This is a genomic window from Collinsella sp. LCP19S3_C9 (genome assembly GCF_052121575.1).
In the GTDB taxonomy this organism is placed as follows: domain Bacteria; phylum Actinomycetota; class Coriobacteriia; order Coriobacteriales; family Coriobacteriaceae; genus Collinsella.
The window spans coordinates 20,575-34,513 of sequence record NZ_JBQKDZ010000008.1 but is presented as its reverse complement, the minus strand read 5'-3'; the positions used below and the strand labels follow the sequence as shown (position 1 = coordinate 34,513).

The window sequence follows — 13,939 nt, the reverse complement described above, 5'->3', positions numbered from 1 at the left end:
CGCTCGGAAAGCACATTAAGTGCTTTCCGGCTCGTGCGGAATCTACGAAAAACTTACCCGCCTCGCCCGGCCAGGTCCTTGGGTGACTTGCTTGCCGCCTAGATGGCGTCTTGGGTGTCTAGATGCTTGGCTGATTTTTTGGAATGAAGGGGGCTCCTTGTTGGCAAGGAGCCCCCTTCTGCCTTTAGTTACTTTGGAACTGTGGGCGCTTTCCTATTTCGCGTCGGCCCAGGTTATGCCGGTGCTGGCTTCGGCGATGAGGGGTACGCGGAGGTCTACTACGTGCTCCATGACGTCGCGGACCATGGCGGTGAGGCGCTCGACTTCGTCGACGGGGCACTCAAAGTCCAGTTCGTCGTGCACTTGCAGGATCATGTGGGCGGCAAAGCCCTCTTCTTCCAGGCGGCGGCTTACGCGGGCCATCGCGATCTTGATGATGTCGGCGGCGGTGCCCTGCATGGGGTGATTCATGGCCGTACGCTCACCAAAGCCACGGAGTTGCGGGTTTTTGGCCTTGAGCTCCGGAATATGACGCCGGCGACCGTACATGGTCTCGGCGTAGCCCGTCTGCTTGGCGCGCGCCACCACGTTGTCGAGGAACGTGCGCACGCCCGGGTAGGCCTCGTAGTAGCGATCGATCATGCCACGCGCCTCGGCCATCGAGATGTGCAGCGACTGCGACAGACCGTACGCCTGCTGACCATACACAATGCCAAAATTCACGGCCTTGGCGCGACTGCGCAGGTCGGGCGTTACCTCGGACACGGAAACGCCAAACACGCGCGCGGCCGTCTCGGCATGGAAGTCCTCGCCCTCGTTAAAGGCGCGCACCAGGTGCTCGTCACCCGAGAGATGCGCGAGTAGACGCAGCTCGATCTGCGAGTAGTCCACCGCCAAAAAGACGCTGCCCTCGCCTGCCGAAAACGCCGTCTTAACGGTACGGCCCAGCTCAGAGCGCGTCGGGATGTTCTGCAGGTTCGGGTCGCTCGAGGACAGGCGACCCGTTGCCGTGATGGTCTGGTTGTACGTGGTGTGCACGCGACCGTCACCACGGCGCAGCGGACCTAGCGTATCCAGATAGGTCGACTTAATCTTGGACTTCTCACGCCAGTCCAAAATCAGGCGCACGATTTCGTGGTCGCGCGCAAGGTCGCTCAGCACTTTGGCGTTGGTCGAATAGTACCCGCGCTTGGTCTTTTTGAGGCCCTTGGTCGGAAGCCCCATAACGTCAAAGAGCACGTGCGAGAGCTGCATGGGACTGCCGATGTTAAACGTCTCATCACCTGCCAGGTCGCGAATGCTGCGCTCGACCTCGGTGATCTGGGTCGCCAGGCCCTCGGACAGGCTGCGCAGCCGGTCGGGATCTACGAGCATGCCCGCGCGCTCCATCTTGGCAAGCACCGGCACGAGCGGCATCTCAATGCCATCGAACACGTTGGCGGCGTTCTCGCGGGCCATGCGGTCGCGAAGCGGCGCCACGAGTGCCAGCGTCAACGCCACGGTACGGGCAGCAGGAGCAGGAGCGTCCTCGCCAGCACCATCCGCACCGCGCGCCGCAGGCAGCGCCATCTGCAGATAGGTATCGGCCAGATATGCCTCGTCAAACTCGGAGCGGTCGGAATCCAACAGGTACGCGGCAACCACGGTATCAAAGATGCGCACGGAATCGACTGCCAGCGGGTCCATGAGCTCGGGCTCAGAAGAATCGATGGGCGAAAGCTCATGCAGCAACGCCTTCATGTCCGGGCTCGCCACGCGGCCCTCCATAAACAGGCGCGCGAGCACGCCAGCGATAACGCCGTGGGCAGAATTGAAGCCCTCAACAGCGGCAGGCGTGCCATCATCGGGTTCCTCGAGCGCAAAGAGCCCCTTGGACGTCGCCAGCCACAGCGTACGCGTCAGGCCAAAGAGCGCACCCTCCTCCTTGTCATCGTCCACCACGGCGGCGACCCACTCGCCCGCATCAATCGTGCGAGAGATCTCGGCCGCCACAGCAGCAAGTGCCTCAGCATCGCCGGCGGCGGCACGCGAAACCGCGGGTATCTCGAACGCGCTGGCAGCGGGCACGACCCCGCCCTCGCCGCCAATCAGCGCCAGGAACCGGTTCTGCATGGCCGTAATGCCAAGTGCGCCCAGCGCCGCGGACACCTCATCGGCAGAAAACGATGGGAAGGACGTCGCGTCAAAGTCGAGCTCGACAGGTGCATCGGTGCGGATGGTCGCAACCTTGCGGCTCAGCAGCGCATCGTCGATGTGTGCACGCAGGTTCTCGCCCATCTTGCCCTTGACCTCGTCAGCATGCGCAATGACCTCGTCCAAGCTGCCGTACTGCGCGATGAGCGCGCTCGCCTTTTTGGGGCCGATGCCCGGTACGCCGGGAATGTTGTCCGACGTATCGCCCTTCAGGCCGTAAAAATCGGGCACGAGCGCCGGCGTAATGCCGTGATACAGGTCGTCCACGCTCTCGGGCGTCATGATCGCCACGTCGGACAGGCCCTTGCGAGTCGAGACCACGTTGACGTGCTCGGTCACAAGCTGATACATGTCACGGTCGCCGGTCACCAGCAGCATGTCGCAGCCGGCCTCCTCACCCAGGCGCGCCATGGTTCCCAGGATATCGTCGCCTTCCCAGCCCTCGGACTGCAGAATTGGCACGTTGAGCGCCGTGAGCAGCTCCTTAATCATGGGAAACTGCGCATGCAGATCGGGGTCCATGGGCGGGCGCTGCGCCTTGTACTGCGGCAGCATCTCCATGCGCACGCGCGGCTTGCCCTTGTCAAACGCCACGACCACACCGTCGGGGCTAAAGGCATCGATCATCTTAAGAAACATGTTCAGAAAGCCAAAGATCGCGTTGGTGGGACGACCGTCCGGCGCGTTCATGGTCGGCGGCACGGCGTGGAAGGCGCGGTGCATGAGCGAGTTGCCGTCGATAACGGCAAAGGTGCGGCGCTTGTCAGACATATTGAATACCTCGCTTTGGACTGGGCACGGCTTGCTCACTCCAGTTTACACGCTCCCCGCCCCGCGGCCACCGCACATCAAGCTCCCCCGCCACCGCGCGTTCCCGAGTGATACGATGGCTCACGGTACAACAACCAGCACGATCGATCCGAAAGGAGCCTGCGTCATGGAGCGTCCCTGCGCATGGAAAAAGTACACGCCACAGCAAATCGAGGAGCTCGAGGAGCTTTGCCGCGGCTATAAGCAGTTTTTGAGCGAGAACAAGACCGAGCGCCTGTGCGTCAAGACCGGCATCAAGATGGCCGAGGAGGCGGGATACGTCGACCTGGAGACCGTGATCGCCGAAGGCCGCGAGCTCAAGGCAGGCGACAAGGTGTACGCCGCCAACCACGGCAAGGATCTTATGCTCGTCAACCTGGGCACCGCCCCGCTCGAGCAGGGCTTTAACATCCTGGGCGCCCACGTGGACTCGCCGCGCCTGGACCTCAAGCAGAATCCCGCCTTCGAGGCCGGCGACATGGCCTACCTCGACACGCACTACTACGGTGGCGTCAAGAGCTACCACTGGGTGGCCTCCCCGCTCGCACTCGTGGGCGTCATCTGCAAAAAGGACGGCACCACCGTCGACATCAACATCGGCGACAAGGCCGACGATCCGGTCTTTACCATCTCCGACCTGCTGATCCACCTCTCGAGCGAGCAGATGTCCAAGCCCGCCAAGGACGCCGTCGACGCCGAGATCCTCGACGTGATCGTGGGCGGCCGTCCCGTAAAATTTGACGAGGACGACAAGGACGCTCCCACCGAGCCCGTCAAGCAGATGTTCCTGGATATCCTCAAGGAGCAGTACGACGTCGAGGAGGAGGACTTCCTCTCCGCCGAAATCGAGGTCGTGCCCGCCGGCCCCGCCCGCGACATGGGCCTCGACCGCTCCATGATTTTGGGCTATGGCCACGACGACCGCGTCTGCGCCTACCCCTCCATGCTCGCCCAGATCAATGTGGCCAACGTGGAGCGCACGAGCATCACGCTCATCGTCGACAAGGAGGAGATTGGCTCCGTGGGAGCCACCGGCATGACAAGCCGCTTCTTCGAGAACACCGTCGCCGAGATCATGACGCTCGCCGGCGAGGGCAGCCCGCTGGCCCTGCGCCGCGCACTCGCCCACAGCCGCATGCTCTCCTCTGACGTGTCCGCCGGCTTCGACCCGGGCTACGCCGGCAAGTTCGAGACCAAGAATGCAGCCTTTATGGGTCGCGGCCTGTGCTTTAACAAGTACACGGGCAGCCGCGGCAAGGGCGGTTCCAACGACGCCGACGCCGAGTATATGGCTCTCATCCGCGACATTATGGACGAGGCCGGCGTGGACTTCCAGACCTGCGAGCTCGGTCGCGTCAACGCGGGCGGCGGCGGCACCATCGCCTACATCATGGCCAAGTACGGCATGAACGTCATCGACTCCGGCGTTGCCGTCCTGTCCATGCACGCCCTGTGGGAGGTCGCCAACAAGGCCGATATCTACGAGGCCTATCGCGGCTACAAGGCCTTCATCGAGCGCGCCTAATCAACCCTTCATCAGTTGCGGTGAGATACGGACTAAACTGGCCCATAAACGGCCAAAACAGACCGTATTACACCGCCACTTCCTTTTTGGCAGAGGAGAGTCCATGCTGCAGGTCATCATTTCGCCCGCCAAGCAGATGCGCGCGGCCCAAGATGCTTTTGAAGTCCTGGGCATTCCACCCTTTGTGCGCGAGACGGCTCGCCTCCACCGCGCACTGCTAGATATCGAGCGGAATGAAGGCAGCGGCAGCCTGCAGGCGCTGTGGAACGTGAGTGACAAACTGCTGGGGCCCTGCCTCAACACCCTGCATGAGTTCGAGCCCATCTTGCAAAGCGGCGATCTCGACAATCCCGCACTCGCCCGTCACCTCTCCCCTGCCGTCATGTCCTATCACGGCATTCAATACCAAAGCATGGCGCCCGAGGTGATGGATTCCGCACAGCTCGCATGGCTGCAAGACCATCTGTGGATCCTCTCGGGCCTTTACGGATGCGTACGCCCCTTTCATGCCGTTGAACCGTATCGGCTGGAGATGGGCGCGAAGCTTGCCGTCGACGATGCCCGAGACCTCTACGCGTTTTGGGGCGACAAGCTCGCACGGGTCATCGCTCCGGCAGGCTCCAACGCCACGATCGTCAACCTCGCCAGCGCGGAATACGCCAAAGCCGTTCTGACCCGCCTCACCACCGACGCCACGGTCGTCACATGCCTCTTTGGCGAAGGCATCCGCAACGGCAAGCCCATCCAACGCTCGACCGCCAGCAAAAAAGCGCGCGGCTCCATGGTGCGCTGGATGGCAGAAAACAAGTTCGAGGATGTAAGCGGGCTCACCGCGTTCGACGTTGGTTATCGTTACTTTCCCGAGCTTTCAAATAAAAACACTTTGGTCTTCCTGAACGAACAGGCCTTGTAGGACTACCACTACTTTTGAATGTGCTGCCTAGGCACGGCGTCTATTCCGCCAGGCCGTCGGCTTTTGCAATCTCGCTCGTCGAGCCATCTTGGTAGGTAACCTTAACGTGCTCCACCTCGGACGCCTCAACACCCGACGGAGGCTCCAGGCGCCATTCCGTCAGGGCTATATCCATGGTCGTGGGTACATCCCCCTGATCTTTGAGCTCGACCGACAGCGTCCTAAGCGACGCATCGAAGGTCACACGCTCGATCTCTTCACCAGGAATGGAACCACCGCTCAGCTGCAGTTGCACAAACTTGTCGCGCGGATACCAATAGTCGCCCGGCGCGGCAACGGTATTGCCACCCGCGACCTTCGCCGTCATAATCGGCAGGCTATCGTCCGCCTCAAACGTCCAGGAAACTCCCCCACGCCCGCCAAATGTCCAGATACAACAGGCAATCACCATCACGACAAGAATCGCGAAACCAATTGCGACCAGCCCATGATGGGCGCGGCTCTCCTCGGCCGACACATCCCACTGCGTCTCTCGATACAGATGCTTGTCTTCCATGTTCGCCTCCCCGCGGGCATGCTCGTCGCGTCAATCGTACCCATTCGAGCTATACTTGAGCCCACCACATAAACGGGGAGCTTGCAGGACAAGACGGCAGGCTGAGACTGGGCGCGCCCGCCCTGACCCGCAAACCTGATATGGGTAATGCCAACGAAGGGAGCCGTGCCAATGAGCACACAGACCGAGCCCAAGCTCGTCACGCAAATCGACTTCGCCCGCGCCGGGCAAATCACACCGCAGATGAAGGAGGTTGCCGAGCGCGAGCATCGCGACCCCGAGTACATCCGCGAGCGCGTGGCCGACGGCCGCATCGCCATTCCCGCCAACATCGTGCATATCAAAAAGGGCATGCGCGCCTTTGGCGTCGGCGAGGGCCTGTCTACCAAGGTCAACGTCAACCTGGGCATCTCGGGCGACAAGGCCGATGCCGCCGAGGAATGGAAGAAGGTCAAGATTGCCGAGGACTTTGGCGCCGACGCCATCATGGACCTCTCCAACTCGGGCAAGACGCGCCAATTCCGCCAGCAGCTCATCGACGAGACGCCGCTCATGGTGGGCACCGTCCCCATGTACGACGCCATCGGCTACATGGAAAAGCCGCTTGTCAAGCTTACCAAGGACGACCTGTTCGAGGTCGTGCGCGCGCACGCCGAGGACGGCGTGGACTTTATGACCATCCACTGCGGCATCAACAAGTCGGTCACCAAAACCTTTAAGGAGACCGGCCGTCTCATGAACATCGTCAGCCGCGGCGGCTCACTGCTGTTTGGCTGGATGGAGGTCACCGGCAACGAGAACCCCTTCTACGAGTACTTTGACGAGCTGCTCGAGATCTGCCACGAGTACGACGTGACGATTTCGCTCGGCGACTCCTGCCGCCCGGGCTGCCTCTACGACTCCAACGACGCCACCGAGACCGCCGAGATGATCGAGCTGGGCAAGCTGTGCAAGCGCGCTTGGGCCGCCGGCGTCCAGGTCATGGTCGAGGGCCCGGGGCACATGGCGCTCGACGAGATCGCCGCCAACATGAAACTGCAGAAGCGCCTGTGCCACAACGCCCCGTTCTACGTGCTCGGGCCGCTGGTGACCGATATCGGCGTGGGCTACGACCACATCACCGCAGCCATCGGTGGCGCCATCTCCGCCAGTTCCGGCGCCGACTTCCTGTGCTACGTGACGCCCGCCGAACACCTGTGCCTGCCCAACGCCCAGGACGTGCTCGACGGCCTCATGGCCACCAAGATTGCCGCACACGCCGCCGACATCGCCAAAAAGGTGCCCCACGCCCGCGACATGGACGACAAGATGGGCCAGGCACGCCGCAAGCTCGACTGGGACGCCATGTGGAAGTGCGCGCTCGACCCGGTCACCGGCAAGAAGCGCTACGAGGAATCCCCTGCTGCCACCGAGGGCACCTGCACCATGTGCGGCAAGATGTGCGCCGTCCGCACCGTCAACAAGGTGTTCGAGGGCACGACGATCGACCTCGGCATGGAGGACTAACTCGTCACCGGAGCCATAATCGGCCACAAGGCGTTCGTCAATTGTTGACGTGTGAACAATTTCTTTCATTTACGTAAAGATTGCACCACCCGCCCGGGATCGGCATACAGCCGGCCCGGGCAACTTTATAATGCGGGCAGGAGACCCATTTGAATCCGACCGAACAAGGGAGCGAACATGGATCGCAGTAAGGTACCAGCTGTCCTGTCCATCGCAGGATCCGATTCCAGCGGTGGCGCCGGCATTCAGGCCGACATCAAGACCATCACGGCGCACCGCCTGTATGCCGAGACGGTCATCACGGCCATCACCGCACAGAACACCCTAGGCGTCACCGCCGTGCAGAACATCTCCCCGGATATTGTCGCGGCGCAGATCGATGCCGTTTTTGACGATATCCGCCCCAGTGCCGTCAAGATCGGCATGGTTTCTTCTGCCGAGATTATCGAAGTCATAGCCGACCGCCTGAGCGCCTGGGACGCACAAAATATCGTCGTCGACCCCGTCATGGTCGCCACTTCGGGCGCTCGTCTCATCGCCGAGGACGCCGCCGAAGCGCTTACACGCCGCCTGTTCCCGCTGGCGACCGTCATCACGCCCAACATTCCCGAAGCCATGGCGCTGCTCGACTACGAGGTCGATTCCGAGCGCACACAGCAAAATGCCGCCATGCTCCTCACCCGCCGTTTTGGCTGCGCGTCCCTCGTTAAGGGCGGGCATTTTGTCAACGAGGCCAACGATGTGCTAGCAGAGCCCGCGCCGCTCGATGACGAGGGCAACCACCTGGGCGATCCGCTCACCACGTGGTTCCGCCACAAGCGCATCGAGACCGACAACACGCATGGTACCGGCTGTACGCTTTCGTCCGCCATCGCCTGCGCGCTGGCCCAGGGCATGGATCTTGCCGATGCCGTCAACGCCGGCAAGGCCTACCTAACCGGCGCTCTCGCCGCCGGCCTGAACATGGGCAAGGGCTCCGGCCCCGTCAACCACATGTGGCAGTACTAAAAAGCCAGCAACCAAAACCACCTCACAAACCACCGCAAAGGCGCCTGTCCCCTTTGTGTGGTTTGGGGCTGCGCTACTGACCGAGCATCTCTTGGAGCTTGGCTGCCACGGCGTGGCCCAGGCTCTCGTGGCTTTCGGGCATCATGTGCAGATAATCGATATCGCCCGGCTCGGCAAAATCGGCGGCATTCAAAAAGTCGCAGCCAAACTGCTCAGCGACATACGCATAGTATTCGGCAAAATGCTCCGAGGCCTCGACGGAGCGCTCGTCAAAGTCGGTCATGTACACATCGGCGATCTGCGGTTTAATCTTGATAGGCGCCATCAGCAGAATGCGCGGGCAGGGCGCAGCGTCGGTCCATGGAAACGCGCGGACGGCGCGAATCAGCGCCATGGCGCCACGGGCGATATCGGAAGCCGTCACGTTAAAGACCGTCTTGCAGTCGTTGGTGCCCAGCATGATCACAATGGCGTCCAGCGGCTTATGGGCCTCGAGCAGCATCGGCAACGCGCGGATGCCGTTGAGATTGGTGTCCAGATGGCACATATCGTCGCGCACCGTCGTGCGGCCGTTTAGACCTTCCTCAATCACATGCCAGCCCTCGCCCAGGTCGCGCTGGGCCACGCCGCACCAGCGCACATCGTGCGCATAGCGCACCGCGGTGCCATCGCGCATGCCCGCCGGATCGTAGCCATAGGTATTGCTGTCACCAAAGCACAGGACGTTTTTCATCGCAAACCCCTCCTTCAGCAAGAAGCCGACGGGAGCAGCCCCTCCCGCCGGCTCGACCTATCTGTCAGCGCGCACCGATTACAGATACTTGCGCCAGTCGTCATCATCCTCGTCATCCTCGGCAGCGGCATGAGCCTGCTCGGCGGCACGGGCGGCCGCGGCACGGGCGGCAACCTGGGCATAGGACTCCTCGTTGCGCTCGGGGAAGCTTGCCAGCACGTGCTCGAACTTGGCAAAATCCTCGTCCCAGCGCGTAGAGGGCACGGCAAAGAAGACCTGCTTGACCTTAAAGTCGCCCGATGAGAGCTCCTTGCGGAAGAGCTCGGCCACGGCCTCGGCGTCAAAGCCGTTGTTGTCACAGCCCCAGGCGCCCAGCACGAGCTTCTCGCGACCAAGCTCGTCGCAGATGGCCAGCACAAAGCGGATACGATCGCGCAGGGCGTCCAGCAGGGCATCGTCACCCACGCGATACTCCTGGCGAGCGCGCTTGGCGTTGGGCGCGGCGGCAACGATCACGTCGGCGTACGCATGCACGTGGTTGCGGTCGAAGCGCACCGCAGGCACCACCAGCGCACGGTTGCGGTACAGCTCACAGTTGATGTTGCGGCGACGGTTCTCGCCGTACCATTTGCGCTGCTTATCGAGCACATTGTACAGATACGAATCGGCACAGAGCGTGGCCTCCTGACCCAGATAGCCCTGGATGTAGCCACCGCCCGGGTTGGTGAACGAGGCAAAGGCGAGCACGGCCATGTCGCAGAACTGCGCGTAGCCTCGGCCGTTATCCAGAATGGCCTGCGTGGCAGAGGCGTCGAGCACGGTGACCTCGGGTAGGACCGGAGCGGGCTCCTCGGCAGCAGGCGCGGGCTCGGTCTCCGTGGCTTCCTCTGCGGGCACAGGCTCGGCCACGACCTCGGTCTCGGCAGGCGCAACCTCGGCGGCCTCAGACTCATCGGCAACCTGCTCTTCGGCAGCAGCCACCTGGGCCTTAGCCTTCATCGCCGCGACAAATCCGGCAGGCATGCCCTCGAACTCGCGCACGCCGGCAAGCGAGCGCTCGATATCCTTTGCGCACGCTTCGGACACAGTCGCCACGTGACGCTCGGCGGCCTTGGCACGGGCCTCGCGCTTGGGATTGGGCTGTCCCGCGCGGTTGGGCCTACGGTTACGGTTCCTGTTGTCGACGTCTGCCATAAGTGGTCACCTTTCTCGGTCGCTGCCGCTATCGGCTTTTCCCATCCATGATACCCCGCCGCGTACAAAAAAGGCGGCCCCGAAGGACCGCCTTTCGCATCGATTTGCGCGCGGCAAGCACCGCTGCAATCTGGCACTAGTCGCGACGACCAAGGATGTTCAGAATGCGCAGGAACACGTTGATAATGTCCACGAACAGGTTGGACGCCATGAGCACGGCGTTGGGCAGCGTGGGCGGCACCGTCGTGGCCACATAGGTGTCGTAGCCAATAAAGCCGGCGAACACCACAATCACGATCAGGTCGGTGATGGTCTGCGAGACGCCCATGAACATCAGCACGATCTCGACCAGAATCGTGGCAAGCAGAATGCCAAAACCAATGCCGTACACACGCTGGAAGAATTTGGGGAAGGTCACGCCCAGTGCGCCAAAGACAAAGGTGATGGCGGCAGTGGCGATAAAGGCGGTGTTGATGGTGGGCAGGTCGTAGTTGGCAAGGCCAAACGACGCGGTCAGACCAAAGGTGCTCGCAAAGATCGCGTAACCCGCGAGCGACAGGCCCACGGACTGCTTGCTGGCGGCGGCCGACATCATGACGATGCCGACAATGGTCAGGATAAACGAGCCAAAGACCAGCGGCAGGGCGGCGCCACTCATCATCATGCGCGCAAACGACATGGTGCCCGTAAAGTAGGCGCCAGCGCCCATAGCGCAAAAACCCAAAAAGATCAGGGCAGACATGGCAAGGTTGTACGCGCGCGGCGACATCTCCTTGGCACGGCTTGCGCCGGTCTCGATGGGGCCGTTCTGATAGCCCTGGATATCGTTCATAATTTCGTCCTTTCAAAAAGCGCCGCGACAGCGCCGTAGGTGACAAGATTCCTGCCATTGTACCCGAATGGCGCGCGCTCTTACCCACGGCGCTCACTCTCGAGTGTGCGGTCGAACGCCCACACCCACCACCGCATCAGATGAGCCTGCGAGCCATCCGGTCGCTCACGCGCCTGGTCTTCCAGATACAGCTCGGTCGTATGTCCGCCAAAACGAACCTTATAGGTTGCCGTACGAATGCCGTGAACCGTCAGGCCAAAACCGGTAGACGAGACAATCTCGTCAATCGTAAAGCAGCGACCGTCGACCCAGCAGACGGTAACCGGCACAACTTGTCCGCCCGCGAGGATGCGGGCCACGACGTCCACATACTGCTTGTGCACGCGCCGAGTTTTGCCATCTGTCTGTCGATATTCCATGCCCCTATTATCGAACGCATGTTTGCATATTGTAAAGCGAACAGACTGTGGTTTTGGGGTGTCGGAGCGAGCGCACGTGTCCTCACGGCGTATTAGCAAAAAGAACACCCGCGGTCAACAGGGCTAATATTCAATTTTAGTGCCAAAAAATTCACTTCTCCCGTCAGAACTCGGTAAAGAAACCCGCAGGAGGTGATACGATTTATCATGTTTTTGTAACGTTTCTGCAAACTTCGAGAAAGCCCATATATGGACGTAACGTTCTCAGCCTTCCTCGGCCAACTTGTTTCGAACCCAGTCCTTGCCGTCACCGTGTTCCTCGCGCTCGGCGCCATCTTCGTCAACGGATGGACCGACGCGCCCAACGCCATCGCGACCTGTGTCACCACGCGTTGCATGCCCGCCCGCGCCGCTATTCTCATGAGTGCCGCGTTCAACTTTTTGGGCGTGCTCATCATGACGCACTTTAATGCCAGCGTTGCCAACACCATCTCCCATATCGTCGACTTTGGCGGAAACAGCACCATGGCGCTCGCGTGCCTCTGCGCGGCCCTGTTCTCCATCGTCGTCTACGGCGCCACGGCATCGCGTTTTGGCATCCCCACCTCGCAGAGCCACAGCCTCATCGCCGGCCTAACCGGCGCTGCCATCGCCCTCGGCGGCGCCAGCAGCGTCAATGTCCACGAGTGGATGAAGGTCATCTACGGCCTGGCGCTCTCCATCGGTCTGGGCTTTGTCATGGGCTGGGTCCTGTGCAAGCTCGTCTCGATTCTTTTCGCTGCCGCCAACAGGCGACGTGCCAACGTCTTCTTTAAATATGCTCAGATCGCGAGCGCCGCGGCCATGAGCTTTATGCACGGCGCGCAGGATGGACAAAAGTTCATCGGCGTGCTCTTTTTAGGTGTCGCCTTTGCCAACGGACAGACCGGCGTCGGCGACGCCGGCATCCCCATCTGGATCATGCTGCTGTGCTCGGCCACCATGGGCATCGGCACCAGCGTGGGCGGTGAGCGTATCATCAAGTCCGTCGGCCAGAGCATGGTTAAGCTCGAGAAGTATCAGGGCTTCTCTGCCGACCTGGCAGGAGCCGCAAACCTGCTGCTTGCCACGCTCACCGGTATCCCCGTGTCCTCCACGCACATCAAGACCTGCGCCATCATGGGCGTCGGCGCCGTCAAGCGCCTCTCGGCCATCAACTTCGGCGTGGTCAAGGACATGATGTTCACGTGGTTCTTCACCTTCCCCGCCTGTGGACTCATCAGCTTTGTCATGGCCAGGCTGTTCATGATGTTCCTCTAGTCAAACCGAATGTCCATCCGGACCGCATTACCTCGCCCACCCGTCTTCGCCCCGAAAGGATCACTCATGGCAAAGAAACCCGATTCGTTCTACTTTGACAACTACGTCGCCTGCGCCGACTTCGCCGTTCAGGCAGCCGAGCTGCTCACCAAGATTTTTGAGAACTTTGACCCCGCGCAGATCCACGACATGCTCGAGAAGATGCATGCGATTGAGCATGCAGCAGACAAGAAGCACCATGAGCTCGAAGACGCCCTGCTCACGGCCTTTATCACCCCGCTTGAGCGCGAGGACCTTAACCTCATGAGCTGCTCGCTCGATACCGTGCTCGACCGTATTGAGGGCGTCGTGCAGCGCCTCTACTTCACCAACATCCAGAGCATCCACCCTGATGCCATCGTGATCGCCCACAAGGTGACCGACGCCTGCCGCGCCATGAAGGACCTGATGGTCGAGTTGCCCAACTACCGCAAGTCCAAAACGCTGCGCGAGCTCGTCATCCAGATCAACACCATCGAGTCCGAGGCCGACGAACTCTACATCAACGCCATGCGTAACCTGCACGTCAACGGCAAGGACCCGCTCGAGGTCATCGCCTGGCGTGACGTGTACGCCTTCTTGGAGTACTGCGCCGACTGCTGCGAGAATGTGGCCGATGTCGTGGATTCGATTGTCATGAAGAACAGTTAATTGGGGGTACGCGTCCCGGCGGCGAAGGGCCGGCACCTGTTTGCTTTCTCACTCCGGCTGCGTAGCAGAGTCGTTCGAAAGTAAACAGGTGCCGGCCCTTCGCCTTACGTATCACCATTGGAACTTTGGCTGATAGTTTTAGCGCAATGGGGGTTTGGCTGAAGGGACCTTTGGTACCCGCTCGGACACTTTGGCCCTTGGTGAGCGTTTGACTGATTGCTGCTTTGGGTACTCTTTAGGTTACTTTGGGTTTGTTTGATT

At 61.2% G+C, this 13,939-nt stretch carries 12 protein-coding genes; 6 read left to right on the top strand and 6 right to left on the bottom strand.

All coding sequences use genetic code 11. The annotated features are described in order from the left end of the window. Window positions 1–213: 213 nt before the first annotated feature. A complete protein-coding gene (polA, locus tag ACTQXI_RS05130; protein WP_441048622.1) occupies window positions 214–2,964 on the bottom strand; it encodes a DNA polymerase I in 2,751 nt (916 codons plus the stop codon). 166 nt (window positions 2,965–3,130) lie between these two features. Between polA and ACTQXI_RS05125 the strand changes: the two genes are divergently transcribed. Next, on the top strand, window positions 3,131–4,528 hold the full coding sequence (locus ACTQXI_RS05125) for an aminopeptidase (RefSeq protein ID WP_154515295.1): 1,398 nt from the start codon (window positions 3,131–3,133) through the stop codon (window positions 4,526–4,528). Window positions 4,529–4,631: 103 nt separating this feature from the next. Then, on the top strand, window positions 4,632–5,441 hold the full coding sequence (locus tag ACTQXI_RS05120) for a YaaA family protein (protein WP_427795802.1): 810 nt from the start codon (window positions 4,632–4,634) through the stop codon (window positions 5,439–5,441). Window positions 5,442–5,481: 40 nt separating this feature from the next. Here ACTQXI_RS05120 and ACTQXI_RS05115 read toward each other — a convergent pair whose 3' ends face one another. Continuing rightward, a complete protein-coding gene (locus ACTQXI_RS05115) occupies window positions 5,482–5,997 on the bottom strand; it encodes a hypothetical protein (RefSeq protein ID WP_154515290.1) in 516 nt (171 codons plus the stop codon). Between the two features lie 171 nt (window positions 5,998–6,168). Between ACTQXI_RS05115 and thiC the strand changes: the two genes are divergently transcribed. Both thiC and thiD read left to right on the top strand, forming a co-directional pair. Then, window positions 6,169–7,503, top strand: a complete 1,335-nt coding sequence (thiC, locus tag ACTQXI_RS05110) for a phosphomethylpyrimidine synthase ThiC (RefSeq protein ID WP_099431544.1) — start codon at window positions 6,169–6,171, stop codon at window positions 7,501–7,503. A gap of 177 nt (window positions 7,504–7,680) precedes the next feature. Then, window positions 7,681–8,511, top strand: coding sequence for a bifunctional hydroxymethylpyrimidine kinase/phosphomethylpyrimidine kinase (gene thiD, locus ACTQXI_RS05105; RefSeq protein WP_427719233.1), 831 nt, complete (start codon window positions 7,681–7,683; stop codon window positions 8,509–8,511). Window positions 8,512–8,584: 73 nt separating this feature from the next. Here the strand turns inward: thiD and ACTQXI_RS05100 are convergent, their stop codons facing one another. From ACTQXI_RS05100 to ACTQXI_RS05085, 4 genes are all read right to left on the bottom strand, one after another. Next, on the bottom strand, window positions 8,585–9,244 hold the full coding sequence (locus tag ACTQXI_RS05100) for an SGNH/GDSL hydrolase family protein (protein WP_441016707.1): 660 nt from the start codon (window positions 9,242–9,244) through the stop codon (window positions 8,585–8,587). Window positions 9,245–9,322: 78 nt separating this feature from the next. Beyond that, entirely contained in the window at window positions 9,323–10,438 is a 1,116-nt protein-coding gene (locus tag ACTQXI_RS05095) for a TIGR02452 family protein (RefSeq protein WP_441041701.1), read from the bottom strand. Window positions 10,439–10,574: 136 nt separating this feature from the next. Beyond that, window positions 10,575–11,270: a Bax inhibitor-1 family protein gene (locus ACTQXI_RS05090; RefSeq protein WP_154515280.1), complete on the bottom strand. Its 696-nt coding sequence runs from the start codon at window positions 11,268–11,270 to the stop codon at window positions 10,575–10,577. Between the two features lie 80 nt (window positions 11,271–11,350). Further along, window positions 11,351–11,653, bottom strand: a complete 303-nt coding sequence (locus ACTQXI_RS05085; protein ID WP_195838523.1) for a hypothetical protein — start codon at window positions 11,651–11,653, stop codon at window positions 11,351–11,353. Between the two features lie 285 nt (window positions 11,654–11,938). On the opposite strand from ACTQXI_RS05085, the gene ACTQXI_RS05080 reads away from it, so the two are divergent. Then, on the top strand, window positions 11,939–12,988 hold the full coding sequence (locus tag ACTQXI_RS05080; RefSeq protein WP_427719222.1) for an inorganic phosphate transporter: 1,050 nt from the start codon (window positions 11,939–11,941) through the stop codon (window positions 12,986–12,988). 66 nt (window positions 12,989–13,054) lie between these two features. After that, the gene (locus ACTQXI_RS05075; RefSeq protein ID WP_427719219.1) at window positions 13,055–13,678 is read left to right on the top strand and encodes a DUF47 domain-containing protein; all 624 of its coding nucleotides are present in this window, start codon (window positions 13,055–13,057) and stop codon (window positions 13,676–13,678) included. Window positions 13,679–13,939: the final 261 nt, after the last annotated feature.